This is a genomic window from Georgenia yuyongxinii, assembly GCF_006352065.1.
GTDB lineage: Bacteria > Actinomycetota > Actinomycetes > Actinomycetales > Actinomycetaceae > Georgenia > Georgenia yuyongxinii.
Map to the genome: position 1 here is coordinate 2,636,542 of NZ_CP040915.1, position 23,046 is coordinate 2,659,587.

The window sequence follows — 23,046 nt, forward strand, 5'->3', positions numbered from 1 at the left end:
GTCACTTCCTCCTCAGCCAGACGCTGATGCGGTTGGCGGCGAGCACGACGACCACCAGCACGAGGCCGGGCAGCGTGGTCAGCCACCAGGAGGTCGCGATGTAGTTGCGGCCCTCCGCGATGAGCAGGCCCCACTCGGGCGTGGGCGGCGGGGCGCCGTAGCCGAGGAAGCCCAGGGTCGAGATCGCGATGATCGCGGTGCCGAACTGCAGGGCGGCGAGGGAGACGACGGCGCCGACGGAGTTGGGCAGCACGTGCCGCGCCAGCACCGGCAGGAACCGGCCACCGCTGCCGAACGCGGCCTCGACGTAGTCGCTGCGCCGGACCCGGACCACCTCGGAGCGGGACAGGCGCGCGAAGGACGCCACCGAGCTGACGCCCACCGCGATGGCGGCGTTGGTGGTGCCGAAGCCCAGCAGGATGATGATGCTGAGCATCAGCAGCAGGGCCGGGATGGCGAGCAGGACGTCGACGACCCGCATGATGACGTCGTCGACGACCCGCCCAGCGGAGCCGGCCAGGACGCCGAGCCCGGTGCCGACCACGAGCCCGACGCTGACCGCGAGCAGCGCGCCGAACAGGGAGTGGACCGAGCCGTGGATGACCCGGGCGAGCAGGTCGCGCCCGAGGGCGTCGGTGCCGAACGGGTGGGCCGGGCTGGGAGCCTGCAGCTTCTCCGCCGGCACGCCGGCGAGGGGGTCGTGCGCGGTGAACAGGCCCGGGGCGACGGCCCAGGCGAGGACCAGCGCGACGACCACGAACGAGACGACGACCGTGGGGTCGAGGGCACGCAGCCGGCCAAGGGGGGTCCGGCGGGTGGACGGGGCAAGCCGGGTGGACGAGGCGAGGCGGGTGGAGGGTGCGCCGTCGGTCAGTGTCGTGCTCATGCGGCCAGCGCAACCTTCTTCTTAGTGCGCGGGTCAAGGACGGGGTAGAGCAGGTCGACGAGGAGGTTGACGACGACGAACGTCACCGCCGCCACGAGCACGACGCCCTGCAGGACGGGGATGTCCTGCTGGGAGACGGCCTGCTCGGTGAGGCGGCCGACACCGGCACGCCCGAACACGGTCTCGGTCACCACGGCGCCGCCGATCAGCTCGCCGAGCAGCACGCCGGAGATGGTCAGCGTGGGCAGCAGGGCGTTGCGTGCGATCGTGCGTCTCAGGAGCCAGTGGGGGCTCGCGCCCTTGGCGGTGGTGACGGCGACGAAGGGCTGCAGCCGCACGTCGTCGATGCTGCGCACGAGGACCTGGGCCAGCGGCGCGGAGATCGGTACGGCCAGCGCGAGGACGGGGAGGATGAGCGCCTGGGCCGGGCTGGGCGCGATCACGGGCACCAGGCCCAGCTGGAACGAGAACACCTGGACCAGCACGATGGCCAGCCAGAACACCGGCACCGCGGCGAAGAGCGAGGGCACCGAGCGCAGCGCCCCGGCCAGCCACGCGAACGGGGCCAGCGTGGACAGGGCCGCGATGCCCACCGCGAGGAGAACGGCGAGGGCGAAGGCGCCGGCCGCGAGGGCCAGCGTGCCGGGCATCGCCTCCGCGATGAGCGTGGCCACCGGGGTGCCGTACTGCACCGAGTAGCCGAGGTCACCGGTCACGAAGCCGCCGAGGGCGACCAGGTACTGCTGGACCAACGGCACGTCCGCCCCGTAGGACTGCCGGATCGCGGCGATCTCCCCCTGCGAGAGGCCGAGCTCCGGGTTCTCGAACTTGATGAGCAGCGCGTCGCCCGGCAGGGCGTGCAACAGGGCGAAGCTGAGCGTGAAGGCCACGAGCAGGACCACCACGGACTGACCGACGCGGCCGAGGACGTATCGCACGGCACCTCCCCTTTCCCCAGCCGGAGCCGGTGTGATGAAGCCGAGGCCGGGAGCATCCGGCCAACCCGGGGCGGGCGGTGGGAGGCCCACCGCCCGCCCGGTGCGTGCTAGCGGTTGAGCCAGACGCCGTAGTACGTCGGGCGACCGACGGACTCGAAGCCCACACCCTCGACGTCCGGAGCGGCGCCGTAGACCTGCGGCTCCTCGAAGATCGGGATGTAGAGGGCCTGCTCGGTGAGGTAGTCCTGCACGGCCCCGGAGGCCTCGTCCCGCTTCGCGGGGTCGGGCTCGGCGGCCACTGCCTCGAGGAGCGCGTCGAGCGTGGCGTCCTCGGAGATCAGCACGTCGCGGTTCTCCGAGTGGAACTGGCTCTTGATGACATCGTGGTCCGCGCGTCCGACCATCGAGTGGTACAGCGGGGCCTTGAGCGGGTCCCGCGTCTCGGCCGTCACCGTCGCGATGTCGCCGGTCTTGACGTTGAGCTCGACGCCGATCTCCTTGAGCTGCTGGGAGACCAGCTCCAGGTTGGGCTTGGACAGCGGCTGCGCGGGCGAGGCGTAGACGTCGAGGGAGAGTCGCTCGCCGTCCTTCTCGCGGATGCCGTCCGCGGCGGGGGTCCAGCCGGCCTCGTCCAGGAGCCGCGCGGACAGGGCGGGGTCGTACGCGAGACCCGCGGACTCGTCCTTGTAGCCGCGTGCGGCCTTGCTGAGCTGGGAGGTGGCCGCCGGGTAGTTAGCGGTGTACACGGTGTCGACGACCTCCTGGGCGTTGACACCGTGCAGGAGGGCCTGGCGCACGCGCAGGTCGCTCAGGAGCGGGTTGCTCGCGCGCAGGGCGAGCCCGTTGTTCACGCCGCGGGTCTGCGGCGCGTACAGGTCCAGCCCGGCGGCCTCGACCTGGGCCTCGTCGTAGGCCTGCACGTAGCGTGCGACGTCGGCCTGGCCGGAGGTCAGCGACCCGATGCGCACGCTGTCCTCGGGGGTGATGACGATGTTGACGGCGTCGAGGTAGGCCCGGCCCTGGTGCTCCAGCGACGGCGGTGCCCAGTCGTAGTCCTCCCGCGCCTCGAGGCGGATCTGGGTGCCGAGCTCCTCCTGGGCCACGACGAACGGGCCCGAGCCGATGAGGTCGGTGGCGCTGCCGGCGCCGAGCTCCTCGAGGCTCTTGTCCAGGGTCTCGGCGGAGAGCAGGCCGGAGTTGATGGTCGAGGTGGCCTGGAGGAAGCCGGGGGCCGGGGCGGCGAAGTGGAACGTCACCGTGTCCTCGTCCACGACGTCGCTCGAGGCGTAGTTGTTGATCGCCTCGGAGACGGTCAGGCCCAGGTCGGGATTGCCGAGGCCGTAGGTGTCGAAGTTCTTCGCGACCACCTCGGCGTCCAGCGCGGTGCCGTCCGAGAAGGTGACGCCGTCGCGCAGGTTGAAGGTGTACTCGGTGGCGTCGGCGTTCACCTCCCAGTCGGTGGCGATCCAGGGCTCGATCTTCAGGGTCTCGGGGTTCTGGTAGGTGAGCCGGTCGGTGATGTTGTTGACCAGCCCGCCGTTGGGGTAGTAGCCGGCCTGCGGCGGGTAGAGGTTCGTGTGCGGGTTGGGCTCGAGGTAGGTCAGCTCGCCGCCGATGACCGGCTCGCCGGCCGGCTCCTCGGCGCCGTCGCCGGCCGCTTGGGACTGGCTCGAGCACGCAGCGAGCAGCGAGGCGGCGCTGATCAGCACGACGGCGGTGGTTCTGCGGCGTAGACGCCCGGACTGGTGGAGGGACATCGGTGTTCTCCTGGCTCGAAAAGGCATGGGTTCGCCGCGCAGGTGCCGGGGACGGCCGCGCACGGCACAGACGGGGGCCGCCCGCCGGATGGGCGCGGACGGGTACGGCAAGAAAGCCGCAGAAGGCGGGTCAGGGGGCGGGCGTCAGCACGTCACGGCCGCAAACGCGGCACGGCCGCGAGCGCGGCACGACGGCCACGCACTGCCACACGGCGGCGGCAGGCTCGAGGAGCCGGGTGCGGCCGGTACGCGTGGGCCGGCGACGCCGCCGGCGGGGTGGTGTCCTGGGCCGGGATCAGGCGGCGCAGGACCCGGGCATACAACAACAGCAGCCCGGCGTGGGACGACAGCAGGAGGCGCTGCCCTGGGGCGCGCCGTCATGGAGGGTGCGGGTCGAGATGCCCGTGCTGCCCTTCATCGTTCCTCCGTCGTGGTCCGGGGAGCAGATCCGGCGGTGACCGGGCTCCCGTGGTGAGGACACTGCCATGGATTCCGGACCGGTAGGACCGAAGTCCCGGTCGTTCTCAGGATCCGAGACCCACACGCTGCTGCGTCCCAACCGTCTCCTGCCTCGATACGCGCCGGGCAGGAGCTCGTGTCTCCGGGGCCGTGCCCTACCGTCGCTGCTGTCCCGGCCCTGACCGCGGCCCACCCGTCCCGGCAGGTACCGAGGCGGGACGTCAAGAGGAAGGACGAGCGTGAGCATCGAGCCGACCACCCTGACCCTGGTGGAGGCACCGCCTCAGGGGCTCAGCGCCGAGGAGTTCAAGGCCGTCTTCCGGCACCACCCCGCAGGTGTGGCCGTCATGACCCTGCGCACCCCGGACGGGCCCGTGGGCTTCACCGCGACGTCGGTCATCTCGGTCTCCGCCGACCCGCCGATCCTGGCGTTCTCGTTGGCCGCGAGCTCGTCCAGCCGCCCGGCCGTGGAAGACGCCGAGAGCCTGGTGGTCAACTTCCTGGCGGCGGGTCAGCAGCACGTCGCCGCCCGGTTCGCCCGGCGAGGCGTCGACCGCTTCGCGACCACCACCTGGGCCCCGCTCCCCACCGGGGAACCGGTGCTCGAGGGCACCACCGCGTGGCTGCATGGCCTGGTCGAGAAGCGGATCCCGGTCGGCGACAGCCTGCTCGTCACCGTCCGGGCCGTCCGAGCCGGCCGCGGCGGCACCGACCGCCCACTCACCTACGTCGACCGCACCTACCACCGGCTCGGCCGGCACAGCCGACTTGGGCTGAACGGTCCGGACCACTGACCGGAGCCGAACATCAAGTACCCCTCGTGGCAAGCGCCTGCGAGGATATCGGGCATGCCTGCTCGCATACGGCCGCACGTCGTGGCCGCGCTCGCGCTGGTCGCCGTCGGTGGACTGACGGCCTGCACCGGCACGCCGGATCCCGCGGCGGCCGCCGCCCTGGCCCTGCTCCGCTCGGGCCTGACCACCGACTCCCCCATGGGTTGCACCCCCACGGCGGTCGCGGACGGACGCGAGTTCTCCAACTACCCCGGCTTCCCGGCCGACGCCGTCGGGCCGACCACGCTGGAGGGCGTCATCGCGACGTCCTGCAACACCGCCCTGATCGGCGCCCGGGACCGGGTCGACGCCGACGACCTCGCCGCCGCCGCAGCCTCCCTCGGGCTGGGCGTCGCATTGGACGCCGGGGTGCCCACCCTGGCGGGCGAGGTCCCCACGGATGCCACCGGCACCGAGCACGCCGCCTCGATGATCGGACAGGGGCGAATCGTGGCCTCACCTCTCGCCATGGCCACGGTCGCGGCGAGCGTCGCCGCCGGGTCGCGCGTCAGTCCCGTGCTGGTCACCGACGTCGGCAGCGAGCCGCCCGCGGCAGCCACCGACAGCCCTGTCGAGGCGGCCACCGACGGCGTTTCCGCCCCCGCTCCCCTGACCGATGACGAGGCCGCGGCACTGCGACGGATGATGCGCGCGGTGGTCACCGGCGGCACCGCGTCCTTCCTGGCCGACGTTCCCGGAGGCGAGGTCTTCGCCAAGACCGGGACCGCCGAGTTCGGTGCCGAGGAAGCCGCCGGCGCGCACGCCTGGATCGTCGGCTTCCAGGACGACCTGGCGGTCGCTGCCCTGGTCGAGGACGGATTCTCCGGGGCAGCCACCGCCGGCCCGCTGCTCGAGGAGCTCCTCCGCGCGGCGCGCTGAGCCGGCGGGAGCGTGCGTGCACTAGCTCCACCAGTGGAAGCGTGCGCTTAGCGGCGCCGGCGCGCCCGCACCTGGGCGAGGTCGTCGCGGTGGACGACGGCCCGTGGGTGCTGGTCGAACCCGTCGACGAGCTGGTGGCTGGACTTGCCCATGATCTCGGGGATCTCGGCGGCGCCGTAGGCGGTCAGCCCACGCGCGACGACGCCGTCGGGCCCCACCAGCTCCACGACGTCGCCGGCCTCGAAGTCGCCGTCCACACCCACCACGCCGGCGGCCAGCAGCGAGCGCTTGCCGTCGGTGACGGCGCGCGCGGCGCCGGCGTCGAGGTGCAGGCGGCCGCGCACCTGGGCGGCGTGGGCGAGCCAGAGCCGCCGGGCGGACTTGCGCTTGCCGGTGGCGGCGAACCAGGTGCCCACCTCCTCCCCCGCCAGCGCGGGGGCGATGTTGGCGGTGGAGGTGAGGACCACGGGGATGCCGGAGCCGGTGGCGATCGAGGCGGCGTCGAGCTTGGTGATCATGCCGCCGGTCCCGATGTCGCTGCCACGGCCGGTCACCTCGACCCCGGCCAGGTCGGCCGAGGTCGTCACCGACGGGATCAGCCGGGTGCCGGGCCGGGACGGCGGGCCGTCGTAGAGGCCATCGACGTCGGTGAGGAGCACGAGGGCGTCCGCGCGCACCAGGTGCGAGACGAGCGCGGCGAGCCGGTCGTTGTCACCGAAGCGGATCTCGTCGGTGGCCACCGTGTCGTTCTCGTTGACGATCGGGACGACGCCGAGGGTCAGGAGCCGCTCGAGAGCCCGTTGGGCGTTGGCGTAGTTGGTGCGCCGGATGAGGTCCTCGGCGGTGAGCAGCACCTGCCCCACCCGCCGGCCGTGGTAGGCGAATGCCTCGGTGTAGCGCGCCACGAGGATGCCTTGCCCGACGCTCGCGGTGGCCTGCGCCGTCGCCAGGTCCTTGGGCTTGCCGGGCAGCCCGAGCGGCATGATGCCGGCCGCGATGGCGCCGGAGGAGACGAGGACGACCTGCTGGCCCGCGGCGCGCCGATCGGCGAGCACCTGCACGAGGTGGTGGAGCACGGGCAGGTCGAGGCGGCCGTCCGGTGCGGTCAGGGACGACGAGCCCACCTTGACGACGATGCGCGGGGCCGTCGCCACGTCGGAACGGTTGACCAGATGGTTCACGCCGCACATCATCGCGCACGTCGGACGTCGCGGGCCGCGCCCGTCCAGCGGCGGCGGGCTCGCGGCGCTCGTCCGACGACGACGGAGACCGCGTTCATCGGGCCCGTCCGTGCCCTTCACTTGTCCCCCATGGTGGTCCGGTGCAGAATCTGGCCAGAACGCAGTGTGGACGGGCGGGACGCCGCCGAGGACGACGGCGACCGGTCGAGCAACGCGCCACGCGGGGGCCGACCGGCACCCGCCGGACCAGGACGGCGGTGGTCGACGTGAGGCTGTGGTCGACGTGAGCACACCTGCACCTCTGACCGAAGAGCTCCTCGAGGCCTTCCGCCGCCGCGTGGGTGGGACGATGTTTCTCGCCGGCGAGCCCGGCTATGACGACGCCCGGCGCGTGTGGAACGGGATGATCGACCGCCGGCCGATCGCCGTCGTGCGCGCCGCGACGGTCGGAGACATCGGCGCCGTCGTGGACTTCGCCCGGGACATGGGTCTGCCGCTGGCCGTGCGCGGCGGGGGGCACGGTGTGGCGGGCCACGGCACGGTCGACGGTGGGATCGTCCTCGACCTAGGGAGCCTGCACTTCGTGGAGGTCGACGCGGCCGCCGGGACCGTCACGGCCGAGCCGGGCGCGACCCTCGCGGACCTCGACGCCGCGACCGCCGTCCACGACCTCGCGGTGCCCCTCGGCGTCGTGTCGATGACGGGGGTGGCCGGTCTGACGGTCGGCGGCGGCATCGGCTGGCTCACCCGTGCGCACGGCCTGACGGTCGACAACCTGATCGCGGCGGACGTCGTCACCGCCGGTGGCGGGACGGTCCACGCGAGCGCCGAGGAAAACCCGGACCTGTTCTGGGGCATTCGGGGCGGCGGCGGCAACTTCGGGGTCGTCTCCTCCTTCACCTTCCGCGCGCACCCGCTGCCACCCCTGGTCTACGCCGGGAACCTCGTCTACTACGAGGACCGGTGGATCGACGCGCTGCGCGCCTGGGAACAGTGGACGGCGGACCTGCCCGACGAGATGCAGTCGATCATCAGCTTCCTGGTCCCGCCGCCCGCCTGGGAGCTGGGCGACGCGCCGGTCATGCTCGTCGGGTTTGCGTGGGCCGGCTCGGACCACGAGGAGGGGGCCGCCGTCATCGCCCCGCTGCGGGCCGCCGCGACGGCGGACGTGGAGCTGGTCGAGCCGGTGCCGTGGCCGGCATGGCAGGGCCAGGCGGACGTCCTGTTCCCACGGAACTCACGCGCCTACTGGAAGAACACCGCCTTCGACCGGCTCGACGACGAGGTCATCGAGGCGATCGTGGTGCGCGCCGCCGAGCAGACCTGGCGGGGCACCGGGTTCGACATCCACCACATGGGCGGCGCGTCCGCCCGCGTGCCGGAGGACGCCACCGCCTTTCCCACCCGCGCCGCGCGCTACTGGCTCAACGTGTACGGCTTCTGGTCCGACCCGGCCGACGACGCCGAGCGGGGCGCGTTCGTGCGTGCCTTCGCCGCCGACATGGAGCCGTTCTCCACCGGCGCCCAGTACGTGAACTTCGTGGGCGTGGACGACCCCGGGGACCGCCACGGCCCGGCCGCACGCATCTGGGACGCGGAGAAGCTCGACCGGCTGCGGGCCCTCAAGCGCCGGTTCGACCCCGGGAACCTCTTCCGGCTGAACCACAACATCGCGCCGGAGTGATCTGGTCAGGCAGGAGTGATCGGGGCCGGCTGGAGCGACCGGTCACGCAGAACCGAAGTCGTTGATCGAGAACTCGGCGCCCAGCGGGTCCACTAGAGCCGCCGACCACATCCCGAAGCCCTCGGTTGGCGCCCGCAGCACCTGTCCGCCGACGGCCAGCGCCGTGTCGACCGTGGCCCGGGTGTCGTGGACGTTGAACTCCACGCCCCAGCGGGCCGGGGCGGGGGCCGTCTCGAGCCAGGCGACGATGTCGGTGAAGCCCGCGGGCGAACCGCCCTCCTCGTGCCCCTTCTTCCATCCGGGGTTGTCCGCGTCGACGACGTCGCCGTAGCCGGGCAGGCACAGCATCGTGGCGGTGGACCCGCCGAAGTCGGCGGCCGCGACACGCCACCCGAAGACTGCCCCGTAGAACGTCTCGGCGGCGTCGAGGTCAGGCGTGCGCAGCGTGTTGAAGTTCCACGTGCCCGGGGCGTTCACGAGCTGCGCGCCGGGGTGCGCGGACGGCGCCCAGACACCCACCCCGGCGCCGGCAGGGTCGGTCAGCATCAGGGCGCGGCCGTCGGGCGGCACGGTGAGGTCCCGCTCGACGGCGGCCCCGCCCTTGGCGATGGCCTCGGTCGCGGCGCGGTCGGCGTCGTCGACCCGGACGAAGGTCCGCCAGCTCGCCGGTCCCACACCGGTGCCCGCGATCCCCGCGACGTCCACCCCGTCGAGGCGGGCCCAGCGGTACGTGCCGTCGCCGTCGGACGAGAGGTCCTCGAACTGCCACCCGAACACGGTGCCGTAGAAGGCCGCGGCCCTGCCGGGGTCCGGCGAGGCGAGGTCGACCCAGCACGGGACGCCAGGGACGTAGGTCTTGGCCACGGAACCTTCCTCTCGTCGGTCCACGAGGGCCGGCTCGCCCGGCTCAGGTCGCCGCCCACACCCCGACCTCGTTACCGCTGGGATCGGCGAAGTGGAACCGCCGACCACCGGGGAAGGTGTAGGGCTCGACGAGCACCCGGCCACCGGCCGCCGTCACGGCCGCCGCCGTGCGGTCGAGGTCCTCCGAGTACAGCAGCACCAGCGGGCCTCCGGCGCGCACGTCGGTGCTCACGGTCAGGCCACCCATCTCCGGCCCGCCAGGTGAGCCGCGGAACCCCGCGTACGCCGGCCCGTAGTCCTGGAACACCCACCCGAACGCAGCGGTGTAGAACGCCTTGGCGGCCTCGATGTCCGTGACGGCGATCTCGACGTAGTCGATGGCGTGGTGGCGATGCCCGTCATCGCCGGCCGCGACACCCTCAGCCATGTCCGCCCCTGCGGTGCTTGGCCCTGGCGGTCTCCTCACCCGGAGCGGAGTCCCGGTGCGCGCTCGCGGCCGGGTCTCCCCCGCCCTCGTCTCCGTGGACGCTCGGTGACAGGCCCAGGTCGTCCGCGGTGTCCGTCGCGTCCTCCGCACCACCGAAAGTCAGGTCGGCGGCACCCGGCTTCTGTTCCTTCTTCTCCATGGCTCAACCGTGGCACCGCGCGTGCCATCCGGCACCCCCGGGCGTCAGCGCTGGAGGAGCGCCGCTGCGGAGATGCCCTCCCGGGTGCGCCCGTCACCGAACGTCGACGAGACCATGACATCTCGCCGAGAAGATGACATCTCGCGGGCAAAGGGGGGCGCGACGGCGGGGGGCTACTGCTCGTCGTCCGGCTTCGTCCAGCGGCCGGACTCCCGCTCGGTCCACAGCTCGTCCCGGGCCGCGGCCTTGGCGTCCATGAGGTCGTGGTAGCCGCGGCGCTTCTCGGCGCGGGTGGGCCGGGCGGTGTCCTCCAGGCGCAGGTCCGTCCCGCGGGGGCCGAGCAGCTCGGCACCGGTCTGCAGGGTGGGCTCCCAGTCGAACACGACACCACCCTCTACGGGTCCGATGACCACGGTGTCGCCGCCGACGGCGCCGGCCTTGTAAAGATGGTCCTCGACGCCGACCTTCGCCAGCCGGTCGGCGAGGTAGCCGACGGCCTCGTCGTTGTTGAAGTCGGTCTGCCGCACCCAGCGCTCCGGCTTGGCGCCGCGGACCTGGTAGAACACCCCGTCGGGCCCGTTCTGGCGGGTGACGATGAAGCCGGCGTCGTCGACCGCCTTGGGGCGCAGGATGACGCGGGTGGCCTCGGCGACGGGCGCCTCAGCGCGTGCCTTGGCCACGATCTCGGCCAGGGCGAAGGAGAGCGGGCGCAGCCCCTCGTGGCTCGCCGTCGAGACCTCGAAGACCCGCAGCCCGCGGGCCTCGAGGTCGGGGCGGACCATCTCCGCCAGCTCGCGGGCCTCGGGCACGTCGATCTTGTTGAGCACCACCACCCGGGGGCGTTCCATGAGCGGCACCCGCCCACCGGCGATGTCCAGGTCCCCGGCGTAGGCGCCGAGCTCGGTCTCGATGGTGTCGAGGTCACTGACGGGGTCGCGGCCGGGCTCGAGGGTGGCGCAGTCCAGCACGTGCACGATGACCGCGCAACGCTCGATGTGCCGCAGAAACTCCAGACCCAGGCCCTTGCCCTCGGAGGCGCCGGGGATGAGGCCGGGCACGTCGGCGACGGTGTAGCGCTCCTCGCCGGCCTGCACCACGCCCAGGTTGGGCACCAGGGTGGTGAAGGGGTAGTCGGCGATCTTCGGGCGCGCGGCGGACATGGCCGCGATGAGGGACGACTTGCCGGCGCTGGGGAAGCCGACGAGCGCGACGTCGGCCACAGACTTCAGTTCCAGGACGAGATCGACCGTCTCGCCCTCCTCGCCGAGAAGGGCGAAGCCCGGCGCCTTGCGGCGCGGCGACGCGAGGGCGGCGTTGCCCAGGCCACCGTGGCCCCCGGAGGCCGCCACGAACCGGGTGCCCGCGCCCACGAGGTCGGCGAGCACCTCCCCGTCGGCGGACTTCACGACGGTGCCGTCGGGCACGGGGAGGATCAGGTCCTCGCCGGTCTTGCCGGCGCGCATGTCGCCGGCGCCCTGGGTGCCGGAGGTGGCCCGCTGGTGGGGGGCGTGGTGGTAGGCGAGCAGGGTGGTGGTCTGCGGGTCGACCACGAGCACGACGTCGCCGCCGCGGCCGCCGTTGGCGCCGTCGGGGCCGGCCAGGGGCTTGAACTTCTCGCGCCGGATGGACGCGACCCCGTTCCCGCCGTTGCCGGCGGCCACGTGGAGCACCACGCGGTCTACGAAGGTGGCCATCGCCGTCGTCCTCTTTCTTGCCTCAGTTGGTGGCAGGGTGCCCGGCAGCCAGGTGGCGCCGGCCCGTACCCAGTCTGCCTGCCGGGACCGGCGGCGGACATGCGACAGGGGCGGACGGCGTCACGCCGTCCGCCCCTGTTCGAGCGTCTCGTGTGTGGCTCAGGCGTCGACCAGGACCACGTCGACGACCTTGCGCCCACGGCGGGAGCCGAACGCCACGGCGCCGGCCTCGAGGGCGAACAGGGTGTCGTCCTTGCCACGGCCGACGTTGTTGCCGGGGTGGAAGTGCGTGCCGCGCTGGCGCACGATGATCTCGCCGGCCTTGACGACCTGACCGCCGAAGCGCTTCACACCGAGGCGCTGCGCGTTGGAGTCGCGGCCGTTCCGGGAGGAGCTGGCGCCCTTCTTGTGTGCCATCTCGAACCTGCTTTCGTTCTCGTCTTCGTCAGGAGGAACGGGCCCGTGGGGGCCGCGGACTTACTTGATACCGGTGACCTTGAGGCGGGTCAGCTTCGAGCGGTAACCCATGCGCTTGCGGTAGCCGGTCTTGTTCTTGTACTTCATGATCGAGATCTTCGGGCCCTTCTCGGCCCGCACGATCTCGGCAGTCACCTTGACCTTGTCCAGGTCGCCGGCGGCCGTGGTGACCTTGTCACCGTCGACGAGCATGATCGGCTCGAGCTCGACGGTCTCGCCGACCTCACCGGTCAGCTTGTCGACGACGACGACGTCGCCGACGGACACCTTCTCCTGACGGCCGCCGGCCTTGACGATCGCGTACACCACGTTGCTGCTCATCTCTGTCGTTTCGGCTGTGTTCTCCACGCACCTGCGCCCGGCCGCACGGCGGTCAGGGGGACACGCAAGAATTAATTCGCGGCGCACCGGGAGGGGCGCACCGACGCTCTAGGTTACGGGAGCCATGGCCCCTGGGCAAATGTCAGCGGCCCCGTGGCCCGTCCGTCGCCGTGTGGGATCTGGCACATACGGACCTGCGAGAACCCTCGCCAGCATACGTCGAACCCGCGCCAGCATACGTCGGCGCTGGTTGGGCCCTGGCGCAGACAGGGCCCCACTACGCTTCCGGCTCATGAGGTACACCGAGGAGATCGAGATCGCCCTGCCCCGCGACGAGGTGGTCCGCCTCTTCACCGACCTGGCGAGCCTGCCCAAGTGGCAGAAGGGCCTGCAGTCGGTCGGGCTGCTCTCCGGCGAGGCGTTTCAGGTCGGTGCGCGCACCCGGCTCGTGTTCCTCACGGGGAAGCGGCGCATGGAGATGATCGAGACGATCACCCACAACGCGCTGCCCGAGGCGCTGCACGCTGTCTACGACACCAAGGGTGTGCACAACGTCTGCGAGAACTACCTCACCGAGGTCGCGCCGGACCGTACCCGGTGGGTCACCCCCAACGTGTTTGAGTTCAGCGGCCCGATGAGGATCATCGGCCTGCTGTTCGGCCGCTCGTTCTCGAAGGAGACGAGAGAGCAGATGCGCCGGTTCAAGGAGTTCGCCGAGCACGGCACCGATGTGCGCGGCTGAGGCCGACGGCGTCGGCCGGCGTGCTCGAGGGCGCGCCGGCATCTCGACACCTACCTCGACACGGAGGCCGAGCGGTACCTGACCACCGATGAGCGCGTCCTCGTCGACGCCGAGCGGCAGCTCGACCCGGCCGGCGCGGTTGCCCGGGTGACGGGGCCTGAGGCACTGGTGGCCACGCTGTCGGGTTTCCTCGACCCGGCGTGGGTGATGCCTGACCCTGCCGACGCCCGCACTCAGCTGCACGTGGTCGAGGGCCTGGTCCGCTGGATCGTCGGACGCGGGCTCGTGGAGCAGGAGGGCATGGCTTGCTACCTCCTCGAGGTCGAGGTGAGCCTGGCCCACGCCGTTGACGTCGTCCGGGAGCGGAGCCGACCCGACGTCGGCTCGGAGAGTGCGCCGCCGTCAGCAGGAGCCGCCGTCACCGACTGACCGGGCGCGTTCCTCGCTGGGCGACTCAGTCCGTCAGCTCAGCCAGCGCCACGGCCACCCGGGTGGGACCGGTGATGACCTCGGCGACGAGCCCGATCGTCGCCGGATCGTCCAGCGCCGCGCAGATCACCCGGGCGACGTCCTCACGCGGCACGGGCCCGTGGCCCGTCTCGCGCGCCATCGTCACGGTCCCGGTGCCGGGCTCGTCGGTAAGGCCACCGGGCCGGATGATCGTCCAGTCGAGGTCGCGGGCCATGAGGTCCTCGTCGGCGGCCTTCTTCGCGTCGAGGTACGCGGCGAACACCTCCTCCTGTCCAGGCGCGCTGCCGGTCGCGGCGCCCATGGCCGAGACCATGACGTAGCGGCGCACGCCGGCAAGCTCCGCGGCGTCAGCGAGCAGGGCCGCGGCGGCGCGGTCGACGGTGTCCTTCCGGGCTGCCCCGCTGCCCGGGCCCGCCCCGGCCGCGAAAACCACCGCGTCTGCGCCGCGCAGGATCGGCGCCAGCTCCGCGGCGCTCTGGCGCTCCAGGTCGAAGACCACCGGCTCGGCACTGACGTCGGTGAGGTCCGCGGCGTGGTCGGGGTTACGGATCAGGCCGACCACCTCGTCCCCTCGGGTGGCGAGCTGCCGCTCGAGGATGCGGGCGATCTTGCCGTGCCCACCGGCGATGACGACTCTCATGGAGCCGACGTTACGGCGTCCTGCCGCGACGCGGCCAACCGCCGTCACCTTCGGGCATCACTCACGGACGGCACCCTCAAGCATCCCCTGGATGAACTGCCGCTGGAGGAACAGGTAGAGCACCACCACGGGCAGGGCTACGAGCACCGCGCCGGCGGCCAGCAGTGTGGTGCCCTGCACGTACTGTCCCTGGAACAGCGCCAGGCCGAGCGGTGCGGTGCGCAGCTGGGCGTTGGGCGACATGACGAGGGGGATGAGGAACTCGTTCCACGTCCACATGAACGTCAGCAGCACCAGCGTCACGACCGCGGGGCGCGCCACGGGTACGAGCACCTGCCACAGCACCCGGTGGTGGCCTGCGCCGTCCAGCCGCGCCGCCTCGATGAGCGAGCGGTTGGCGCCGCGGAAGTAGGCCCGCATCCAGAACGTGCCGAAGGCGACCGACTGGGCCACCTGCGGCAGCGCGATTGCCCAGACCGTGTTGGTCAGCCCCACCGCCTGGAAGTCGAAGAACAGCGGCACCACGATCGCCTCGGTGGGCACCATGAGGCCGAGCAGGAAAAGGTAGAAGACGGCCTGGGCGCCCCGGAACTCGAAGGCGCCGAGCGCGTAGCCGGTCATGATCGAGCACACCGTGGCCAGGGTGACGACGATGACGGCGACGACCACGGAGTTGAGCATGTACTCGCCGAACCGGCCCTGCTCCCACGCCCGGGCGAAGTTCTCCAGGTGGATCGGCCCGCCGGTGGCGGCGTCCTGCGGGGTCTCGGGCGACAGCGCCGTCTGCAAGATGGTGAGGATCGGGGTCAGCGCGATGACCCCGAACACGACGAGGATGAGGTAGTTGCCGGTCCGCTCGGCCGCCGAGACCCTCATCGTTCCCGCTCCCCGATCCGGTTCACGAGCAGGTTGATCGCGAAGATCAGCACCGTCAGGACGACGGCGACGGCGGCCGCCGAGCCCACCTCGCCGAGCTGGAACGCGCGGCGGTAGACCTCGAAGCTGGGCACGGTGGTGGTGTTGCCTGGGCCTCCCGAGGTGGTGACGTAGACCAGGTCGAAGGTCTTCAGCGCGGCGATGATGGTCAGTGTCAGCGCCACCACGATCTCCGCTCGCACGGAGGGCAGAGTGATGGCGAGGAACTGGCGCACCGCGCCTGCGCCGTCGAGCGTGGCGGCCTCGTACAGCTCGCCGGGCACGCGGGACATGCCCGCCATGAGGAGCACCGTGACCAGGCCGGTGGACACCCAGGTCCCGATCAGGCCGACGGCGGGGAGCGTGAGGGTGAAGTCCCCCAGCCAGGTGCGCGTCCAGGAGTCCAGGCCAACGGCCCGCAGGACGTCGTTTAGGAGCCCGGTCGGAGCGTAGATCTGCCGCCACGCGACAGCCACGACGACCATCGCGATGACTTGGGGCAGGAACACGATGGTGCGGAAGAAGCCGAGGCCGCGCACCCTGCCCCGGGTGAGCACGGCCGCCAGGACCAGACCGATCCCCAGGGGCAGCACCGCGAAGAAGAAGATGAGCACGAGGGCGTGCGCGAAGGCGGCGCGCAGGGTGTCGTCGGTGAGGACGTCGGCGTAGTTGAACAGGCCGACGAACTTCCCGAGCGTCAGGCCGTCCCAGTCGTACAGCGAGATCTGGACGGCCCGCCCCAGCGGGTAGATCAGGAAGAGCGCGTAGACAACCAGGCCCGGCAGCAGGAACCCGTACGGGGCGAGCCCGTACTTGCTGCGCCGGCGCGCCGGGGCGGGGCGCGCGCCGCCCCGCCCCGGTGCGTCAGCCGTTGGACGCGACGAACTCGGCATAGTCCGCTTCGACGCTCTCGGTGAACTCCTGCGGGGTGGACTCACCGGCCATCAGCGCCTGCAACGCCTGCCCGATCGTGGTGTTCATCGTCGGGGTCGCGTTGTCGAGGTAGGGCAGCAGCTGGCCCTTCTCGGTCGCCTGGCCGTAGGCGGTGAAGACGTCGGCCTGGACCCCGCCTTCCGGGGTGTTCGCCGCGGTGTCCACCACGGGCATGTTGCCGGTCTCGGCGAGGATCTTGGCGGCGTCCTCGCTGGTGAGGAAGTCGATGTAGGCGGCGGCGACGTCCGGGTTCTCGGCCTTCGAGGTGACGGCGAAGGGGATGCCCGTGCCACCGGTGGTCACCGGGCCCTGCCCGGCCTCGACGGGTGGCGGGGCGAAGAAGCCGACGTCGTCGCCCATCTTCGACTCGAGGTCAGCGGCCAGCCAGGACCCGCCGATGAGGTACGCCCCGCCGCCCTCGGCGAGTGACTGCCAGGCGGCGTCGTAGTCGGTGCCGTTGAAGCCGTCGTTGAAGAAGCCGTTGGTGGCCCAGTCCTGGATCTTCGTGGCTGCCTCGACGTTGGGCTCGGTGGTCCAGCTGGCGCCCTCGTTGCCGAAGCCGAGGGTGAGGATCTCCTCGGTGGGGACCGTGGCGCCCTGGATGGGGCCGAAGACGTGAAGCGCGGGCCACTGCTCGATGTTGCCGAGGAGCAGCGGCGTCTGGCCGGCGTCCTTGATGGTCTGCAGCTGTGCCTCGAAGTCGGCCCAGGTCTCGGGCACCTGCAGGCCGAGCTCGGCAAGCTTGGCCTTGGAGTAGAACACCCCGACGATCTCGCCGACCTGCGGCAGCCCGTAGACCGACCCCTCACCCCAGGTGGCGCCGTCCTCGGAGAAGCGGGTGTACTGCAGCACGCTGTCGGAGAACCGGTCCTGCCAGCCGTAGGCCTCGGCGTAGGCGTCGAGTGAGATGAGCTGACCGGCAGCGACGTACTGACCCATCTGGGAACGGGAGTTGTTGGCCTGTGTGACGTCCGGGGCGTCGGCGCCGGTGAGGGCCAGCCGCAGGGTGGTGTTGAGGTCGTCGGTGGACTGCGTGACCCGGTCGATGGTGATGTTTGGGTACTTCTCCTCGAACGCGGCGTTGAGGCGCTCGATCTGCTCGTTCTGGCCGCCGCGGACCTCCTGGTCCCACACGGTCAACGTCTGGTCCTCGAGCCCGGAGATGTCGGTGACGATCTCGGCCGGCTCCCCCGCGTCGGTGGTCTCGTCCGACGCGGTGTTGGATCCGGGGGCGCACGCCGCGAGCGCGAGTGCGGTGGCCGCGAGCACGGCGGCGCCGGTGGCGACGCGCTTGGGACGCACGGTTCTGCTCATGATGCTGTTCTCCTGTCTGGTGCCAGTGCACCATTCTGGAGGAGCATCTCGCCTCCGCAGGCCAGGTGCCCACATCTCGTCCGGCGTGGGGCGTGTTTACCGTGCGGAGAACGGCACTCAGCCGTGGGTCAGCGCGACCGCCGCGGTTCGCACTTCGAATGGCGTCGACGACTCCGTGGTGGTCGCGAGCCCGAGAACTGGTTGCCATACCCCTGAGCCAGCGACCTGGAACTCCCCCGCCCACCGCGTGCTGAGCGTGACATGCGCACCGCCCGTGGCTTTCGCGTAGGCATGGCTGACCGTGTGGTCGGGGAAGGGCGCGCCCGGGTCCGTTGTGCGTATCGGCGCCGAGCCATCGCCAAAGTCCCAGGTGAAGTCCACCGGGGTCACTCGGACGTCGACGGGAGTGTCGAGGACGACGGTGCTGAGGGTCTGGTCGGTGGCCTCGGTCCAGACGATGGTCTCGATGTTGACCAGGACCCAGCCCTGGCTGGGTTGGACGGTGAGGCCGCCGGGTGAGATCAGGAGGCGCTGAATGTCGCTGGCGGTGAAGACGATGGGCGTCACCGGTTCAGTAGTGCCTGGCGGAAGGGTGACGGTTGCATCAATGGGATTGACGGCCCACTCCTCACAGCCTGGAGTTGTTACGGTTCCCGTCGTCGGGTCAAACGTCGTCGACTCGGTGCATTCTGGTGGGGGTTGTACGAACCTCGGTGATTCTATTGGCCTTCCCCGTCCACCAGGCCGACCACCTCGATCGGGCGTTGCACCAGGTCTGGTAGCTCTAATGTCTACCCCGTCGTCCTTCGCTTCACCTTCGACCCCCGCCGGCGATGTACCGGACGCGAGAGGAGCGGCGATGGCCAACCCACAGAGCGCAATAATGAGACTCGCAACGATGCGTGTAAATGGTCGCCCCAACAGCATTCGTTCAGCCCGCCTCTCCCTCACCCGACCGGACATCGATGCCGCGCACTAGCCATTTCGTTTCTTGATTTAGCAGTGCAACATCGAACTCGACGAGCGTGCCATCGTGGCTCGCGATCACTAGGCCGCTTGAGTCAACGCGCCTGAGCGCCTCCTCGTGAGCGTCAAGCCAAACTACGAAAAAGTCGCCATCACTACTCGGTGCGCGCGAGTCCAAGAAATTGAACACGAGTCGGCCGCCGGCTTGGTGACCGCCTTCTTGAGTAAGTTTTCGTGCGGATTCTGAAGCGCTGGCACAGAATGTACAATCGGGGTGAGACATCGCTTCCCACTCGGCGAGGTCTCCGGTGGCGTACACGTACGGATACAGCTCGAGGAAGTACTGAGCCGCCGCTTCCGCACCGGCGACGTCGTCACGCCGCATTGCGTCGGGCGGCGTCGGCTTCTCCACTTCGGGAGTCAGATCGGCGGTCTCAGTTGACTCCGTCGACTCAGACGGTTCGGGAGACATGGTCGCGCTTGACGGGGTCGGCTCCGCCGGGTCGGCGTTCGCGCTGCACGCAGCCAGCATCATGACGGCAGCCACTACCGCTACGGCGTGCGCCATCGCCCGCCGTCGCCCCTCCCCCAGAGCCATGGGCCGACCGTAGCGGCGTAGACCATTCCCGGCCAGAGATTCGAGAAACTGTGGACGCACACCTCAGACAGCCGGGATGCGCACCATCGCACCAAAAACCACACCGGCAACAACGAAGGCCGGCACCCACAATGGGTGCCGGCCTCCGCCGTCGGGAATCTGCCGCTTACTTCTCGGGCAGCTCCAGCGTGACGATCTTGGTCTCTCCCGGAGTGACGACACCGCTGGAGACAGCCCGTCGGCTTCGCCGACGCTTCGGCGCTGCCGGCTCAGCAGCGGCCACGACAGGCGAGGCCGCCTCCTCGACGGGTGCCGTGCCCTCGACAGGCGCGGGCCCGCCGTCGGCCGCCACAGTCTCCTCGACCACCACAGCGCCACCTTGCTCCGCCGCAGCAGCAGTCTCCGCAGCGGGGGCGTTGACAGCGGCGACATCGGTCGCGGTCTGCTCCCCGACCGGCGGCAGGACGGCCGCCGCGCCGATGACCCCGGTCGTGACGGGGCGGGACCGCTCGGCGACGGTAGAGGCAGCACGATCCGCGGCGGGCGCCGGGTCGGCGGCCGGGGCAGGCACAATAGCCGGAGCGGGCGACGTGGCCGACTCACCCACCGGCGCCTTGCCCTTCTCCCCGTCGATCTCGTGGTGCGCGCTGGCGGCAGCGGCGGCGATCGTCGCGAGGGTGGCCTTGACGGCCTCCCGCGCCTTCACGGCAGCCGGGTCCTCGGCCGGTGCCTCGGGCTCGGGCACGGTCTCGACGGGTGCCTGGGCTCCGCCGCGCCGGCCACCGCGGCGACGCGCGGCGCCGTCGTCCGGCTGGATCTCGCCGGCGGCGGACCGCTCCACGGGCTGCTCGTGCACGATGAAGCCGCGCCCGTTGCAGTGCTCGCAGGTGCTGGAGAAGGCCTCGACGAGGCCCTGGCCCACGCGCTTGCGGGTCATCTGCACCAGGCCGAGCGAGGTGACCTCGGCGACCTGGTGGCGGGTGCGGTCCCGGCCCAGGCACTCCAGCAGCCGGCGCATGACCAGGTCGCGGTTGGACTCGAGCACCATGTCGATGAAGTCGATGACGATGATGCCGCCGATGTCGCGCAGCCGGAGCTGGCGGACGATCTCTTCCGCCGCCTCGAGGTTGTTGCGGGTGACCGTCTCCTCGAGCGTGCCGCCGGAGCCGGTGAACTTGCCCGTGTTGACGTCGACCACCGTCATCGCCTCGGTGCGGTCGATGACGAGCGAACCGCCCGAGGGCAGCCAGACCTTGCGGTCCATGCCCTTGGCGAGCTGCTCGTCCACGCGATGCTCGGTGAAGACGTCCTTGCGGTCCGTCCAGTGGTGCATGCGGTCGGCCAGATCGGGCGAGAGCTCACGTACGTAGGTCGAGATGGTCTCCCAGGCGGTGTCGCCCTGGACCACGAGGGACTCGAAGTCCTCGTTGAACACATCGCGCACCACCCGCACGGCCAGCTCGGGCTCGCCCTTGAGCAGCACCGGGGCGCTCTTGGCGTTCTTGGCCTTGGCCTCGATGTCCGCCCACTGGCCGGTGAGACGCTCGACGTCGGAGCGCAGCTGCTCCTCGGAGGCGCCCTCCGCCGCGGTGCGCACGATGACGCCGGCGCCCTCGGGGACGATCTGCTTGAGGAGTCGCTTCAGGCGAGCCCGCTCGTTCTCGGGCAGCTTGCGGGAGATGCCGGTCATCGCCCCGGAGGGGACGAGCACCAGGTGCCGGCCGGCCAGGGTGATCTGCGACGTCAGTCGCGCGCCCTTGTGCCCGATCGGGTCCTTGGTGACCTGCACAAGGACCGAGTCCCCGGACTTCAGGGCCTGCTCGATGCGGCGCGGCTGGCCCTCCATGCCGGCGGCGTCCCAGTTGACCTCACCGGCGTAGAGCACCGCGTTGCGGCCCTTGCCGAGGTCGATGAAGGCGGCCTCCATCGACGGCAGCACGTTCTGCACCCGCCCGAGGTAGACGTTGCCGACCATCGAGGTCTGGGTGTGCCGGGCCACGTAGTGCTCGACGAGGATGCCGTCCTCGATCACCCCGATCTGGTTCAGCCCGTCCTTCTCACGGACGACCATGGTCCGCTTGACCGCCTCACGGCGGGCGAGGAACTCGGACTCGGTGATGGTGGGGCGACGGCGGCCGGCCTCGCGTCCCTCGCGGCGGCGCTGGCGCTTGGCCTCCAAGCGGGTGGACCCCTTCAGCGCGGTGACCTCGTCGCGGGCCGCGCGGACGGTGCCCTCGCCCTCGCCGGAGCGTCCGCTGCCGGTGCCCGTGCCGCTGCCCGAGCCACTGCCGCTGCGGCGACGACGGCGACGGCGGCGCGAGCTGGACGTGCCCTCCTCGCCGTCGACCTCCGCCTCGGCGTCGGAGTCGGTGTCGGCGTCGGAGTCGGTGTCGGTGTCGGCCTCGGTGTCCTCGCCGGCCTCGGTGTCCTCGCCGGTCTCGTCCTCGGCGGTGAGCTCGTCGGCCTCGTCCTCCGACTCGTCCTCGCCGGCGTCGTCGTGCTGGCCGCGGCTGCGGCGGCCCCGTCCCCCGCGGCGGCGACGGCGGCGGCCGGCGGTGCGTTCCTCGTCACCCTCGGTGCCGGTCTCGCCGGCCTCCTCCTCGAGCTCAGCGGGCTCGGCGGGCTCGACTGGCTCGGTCTCGGTGACATCCTCGGTCGGGACCGGCGCGCCGGTCGGTGCCTGTGCCCGGCGACGGCGCGGGCGAGCCCTGGTCGGGTCCGGCGCCTGGAACAGCAGCGCGGTGGCCGGCAGGCGGGGGTCCGCCTCCTCCTCCGCGTCGTCAGCGGAGCCGGCGCTCTCGTTGGCCGTCTCCGCGGTGGCGGCGGTCACGACGTCCTCGGTGGGGGTCGGCTCGCTCTGCGCCTGCTCCTCGTCCTCGTCGGCTGCGGCGGAGCTCTCCGACGGCGCGACGCCGAGCTCGGCGAGCACGTCGAGCTTCTGCTGCGGGGAGCGCGCGGGAGCGGTGGCGCGCCGGCTCCGGCGGGCGGGCCGTGCGGCGGCGGCCGGCTCGGCCTGTGCAGCGGCGGTGGACTCGGTGCTCACCTCGACGTCGAGCCGGGCGGAGAGCTCGTCCAGCGCCGGTCCGGCGATCTCGCGGCCCGAGCCGGCGGACGCCTCCGCGACCGGCTCGGCGACCTTCTTGGTGGTGCGGCGGGCGCGGGTCCGCTTGGGCTCAGCGGCGGGCACCTCAGCAGCGGGCACCTCGGCGGCCGGGGCTTCAGCAGCGGGCACCTCGGCGGCGGGTGCTGCGGCGCTTGGGGCCGCCTCGGCTGTTGCCGCGACGGTCTCGGCGGCCACTGCGGGAACTTCGGTCGCCTTCTTGGTGGTACGGCGCGTCGTGGTGCGACGGGCCGGTGCCTTCTTGACGGGCGCCGCGTCGCCTGTGACGGCGGCGGAGGCGACCTCGGGCCCAGCAGTGGCGTCGACGGTGGAGGTGGCCTCGGTGCCCGAGCCGGCGGACGCCGGGGGTGCGAGGGCGGCCGACTCGTCAGCCGCCGTGCCCTCTGCCGCGGTCGTGGCCTTCTTGACGGGCGCCTTCCGGGTGCGGGTGGTCCGCTTCTTGGGCGCGGTCGCCTCGTCCGAGGCCGCAACCTTGTCCGAGGCCGGAGCCGGTGCACTCTCGACGTGGATGCCGGAGTCGGCACCCCCGGCAGCAGCGGCAGGCGCGGCTTCGCCGGCAGGACGCTCCGCCGTCGTCCCAGCGCTGCCCTCGACGGGCGCGGCCGCGGGGCTGGTGGCGCGCCGTGCACGGGTCCGGCGGACGGGCTTTGCCGCGGTGGACTCCGCGCTCTGAGCGCCGCTGTTGTCGATGTTCTCGTCGTTCACGGGGTACTCCCCTGCCCGCGTACGCCGCCCACACCGTCAGCG

General features: G+C 71.6%; 22 protein-coding genes. 5 read left to right on the plus strand and 17 right to left on the minus strand.

Features of this window, described 5'->3' with window-relative positions; genetic code table 11:
• Position 1: 1 nt before the first annotated feature.
• The 3 genes from FE374_RS12075 to FE374_RS12085 all read right to left on the minus strand — a co-directional run bounded on the left by FE374_RS12075 (position 2) and on the right by FE374_RS12085 (position 3,581).
• On the minus strand, positions 2-886 hold the full coding sequence (locus FE374_RS12075; protein WP_139929383.1) for an ABC transporter permease: 885 nt from the start codon (positions 884-886) through the stop codon (positions 2-4).
• Positions 883-1,824: an ABC transporter permease gene (locus tag FE374_RS12080; RefSeq protein ID WP_139929384.1), complete on the minus strand. Its 942-nt coding sequence runs from the start codon at positions 1,822-1,824 to the stop codon at positions 883-885. Before FE374_RS12080 ends, FE374_RS12075 begins: the two co-directional genes overlap by 4 nt.
• 107 nt (positions 1,825-1,931) lie before the next feature.
• Entirely contained in the window at positions 1,932-3,581 is a 1,650-nt protein-coding gene (locus FE374_RS12085; protein WP_139929385.1) for a TIGR04028 family ABC transporter substrate-binding protein, read from the minus strand.
• Positions 3,582-4,279: 698 nt separating this feature from the next.
• On the opposite strand from FE374_RS12085, the gene FE374_RS12090 reads away from it, so the two are divergent.
• Together FE374_RS12090 and FE374_RS12095 are read left to right on the plus strand one after the other, a co-directional pair.
• Entirely contained in the window at positions 4,280-4,834 is a 555-nt protein-coding gene (locus FE374_RS12090) for a flavin reductase family protein (protein ID WP_230978284.1), read from the plus strand.
• Positions 4,835-4,888: 54 nt separating this feature from the next.
• Positions 4,889-5,752, plus strand: coding sequence for a penicillin-binding transpeptidase domain-containing protein (locus tag FE374_RS12095; RefSeq protein WP_139929386.1), 864 nt, complete (start codon positions 4,889-4,891; stop codon positions 5,750-5,752).
• A 47-nt stretch (positions 5,753-5,799) separates the two neighbouring features.
• Here FE374_RS12095 and proB read toward each other — a convergent pair whose 3' ends face one another.
• Positions 5,800-6,924 carry a glutamate 5-kinase gene (gene proB / locus FE374_RS12100; RefSeq protein ID WP_456319102.1) on the minus strand — a complete coding sequence of 375 codons (1,125 nt, stop codon included), beginning with the start codon at positions 6,922-6,924 and terminating at the stop codon, positions 5,800-5,802.
• Between the two features lie 292 nt (positions 6,925-7,216).
• On the opposite strand from proB, the gene FE374_RS12105 reads away from it, so the two are divergent.
• On the plus strand, positions 7,217-8,617 hold the full coding sequence (locus FE374_RS12105) for an FAD-binding oxidoreductase (protein WP_230978285.1): 1,401 nt from the start codon (positions 7,217-7,219) through the stop codon (positions 8,615-8,617).
• Positions 8,618-8,659: 42 nt separating this feature from the next.
• Here FE374_RS12105 and FE374_RS12110 read toward each other — a convergent pair whose 3' ends face one another.
• The 6 genes from FE374_RS12110 to rplU form a co-directional block, all read right to left on the minus strand.
• Positions 8,660-9,481, minus strand: coding sequence for a VOC family protein (locus tag FE374_RS12110; protein WP_139929388.1), 822 nt, complete (start codon positions 9,479-9,481; stop codon positions 8,660-8,662).
• Positions 9,482-9,524: 43 nt separating this feature from the next.
• On the minus strand, positions 9,525-9,908 hold the full coding sequence (locus FE374_RS12115) for a VOC family protein (protein WP_139929389.1): 384 nt from the start codon (positions 9,906-9,908) through the stop codon (positions 9,525-9,527).
• On the minus strand, positions 9,901-10,107 hold the full coding sequence (locus tag FE374_RS12120) for a hypothetical protein (protein WP_139929390.1): 207 nt from the start codon (positions 10,105-10,107) through the stop codon (positions 9,901-9,903). The genes FE374_RS12115 and FE374_RS12120 overlap by 8 nt, the downstream gene beginning before the upstream one ends.
• 173 nt (positions 10,108-10,280) lie before the next feature.
• Entirely contained in the window at positions 10,281-11,801 is a 1,521-nt protein-coding gene (gene obgE, locus FE374_RS12125; RefSeq protein ID WP_139929391.1) for a GTPase ObgE, read from the minus strand.
• A 159-nt stretch (positions 11,802-11,960) separates the two neighbouring features.
• The gene (rpmA, locus tag FE374_RS12130; protein ID WP_139929392.1) at positions 11,961-12,218 is read right to left on the minus strand and encodes a 50S ribosomal protein L27; all 258 of its coding nucleotides are present in this window, start codon (positions 12,216-12,218) and stop codon (positions 11,961-11,963) included.
• 60 nt (positions 12,219-12,278) lie between these two features.
• Positions 12,279-12,599 carry a 50S ribosomal protein L21 gene (gene rplU, locus FE374_RS12135; RefSeq protein ID WP_139929393.1) on the minus strand — a complete coding sequence of 107 codons (321 nt, stop codon included), beginning with the start codon at positions 12,597-12,599 and terminating at the stop codon, positions 12,279-12,281.
• 292 nt (positions 12,600-12,891) lie between these two features.
• Here rplU and FE374_RS12140 point away from each other — a divergent pair, with 292 nt between their 5' ends.
• The gene (locus FE374_RS12140; RefSeq protein ID WP_168205677.1) at positions 12,892-13,341 is read left to right on the plus strand and encodes an SRPBCC family protein; all 450 of its coding nucleotides are present in this window, start codon (positions 12,892-12,894) and stop codon (positions 13,339-13,341) included.
• A gap of 147 nt (positions 13,342-13,488) precedes the next feature.
• Positions 13,489-13,770 carry a hypothetical protein gene (locus FE374_RS12145; RefSeq protein WP_139929395.1) on the plus strand — a complete coding sequence of 94 codons (282 nt, stop codon included), beginning with the start codon at positions 13,489-13,491 and terminating at the stop codon, positions 13,768-13,770.
• A gap of 25 nt (positions 13,771-13,795) precedes the next feature.
• Here the strand turns inward: FE374_RS12145 and FE374_RS12150 are convergent, their stop codons facing one another.
• From FE374_RS12150 to FE374_RS12180, 7 genes are all read right to left on the minus strand, one after another.
• Positions 13,796-14,452: an SDR family oxidoreductase gene (locus FE374_RS12150; RefSeq protein WP_139929396.1), complete on the minus strand. Its 657-nt coding sequence runs from the start codon at positions 14,450-14,452 to the stop codon at positions 13,796-13,798.
• A 57-nt stretch (positions 14,453-14,509) separates the two neighbouring features.
• Entirely contained in the window at positions 14,510-15,328 is an 819-nt protein-coding gene (locus FE374_RS12155; protein ID WP_139929397.1) for a carbohydrate ABC transporter permease, read from the minus strand.
• Positions 15,325-16,260 (minus strand): carbohydrate ABC transporter permease, encoded by a 936-nt coding sequence (locus FE374_RS12160; protein ID WP_139929398.1) that lies wholly within the window; start codon positions 16,258-16,260, stop codon positions 15,325-15,327. The genes FE374_RS12155 and FE374_RS12160 overlap by 4 nt, the downstream gene beginning before the upstream one ends.
• Positions 16,232-17,614, minus strand: coding sequence for an extracellular solute-binding protein (locus FE374_RS12165; protein WP_139929399.1), 1,383 nt, complete (start codon positions 17,612-17,614; stop codon positions 16,232-16,234). Before FE374_RS12165 ends, FE374_RS12160 begins: the two co-directional genes overlap by 29 nt.
• A gap of 117 nt (positions 17,615-17,731) precedes the next feature.
• Positions 17,732-18,181, minus strand: coding sequence for a zinc transporter (locus FE374_RS12170; protein ID WP_139929400.1), 450 nt, complete (start codon positions 18,179-18,181; stop codon positions 17,732-17,734).
• 364 nt (positions 18,182-18,545) lie between these two features.
• Positions 18,546-19,178 (minus strand): DUF6318 family protein, encoded by a 633-nt coding sequence (locus FE374_RS12175; protein ID WP_139929401.1) that lies wholly within the window; start codon positions 19,176-19,178, stop codon positions 18,546-18,548.
• A 166-nt stretch (positions 19,179-19,344) separates the two neighbouring features.
• Positions 19,345-23,004: an Rne/Rng family ribonuclease gene (locus FE374_RS12180; protein WP_230978286.1), complete on the minus strand. Its 3,660-nt coding sequence runs from the start codon at positions 23,002-23,004 to the stop codon at positions 19,345-19,347.
• Positions 23,005-23,046 lie beyond the last annotated feature (42 nt).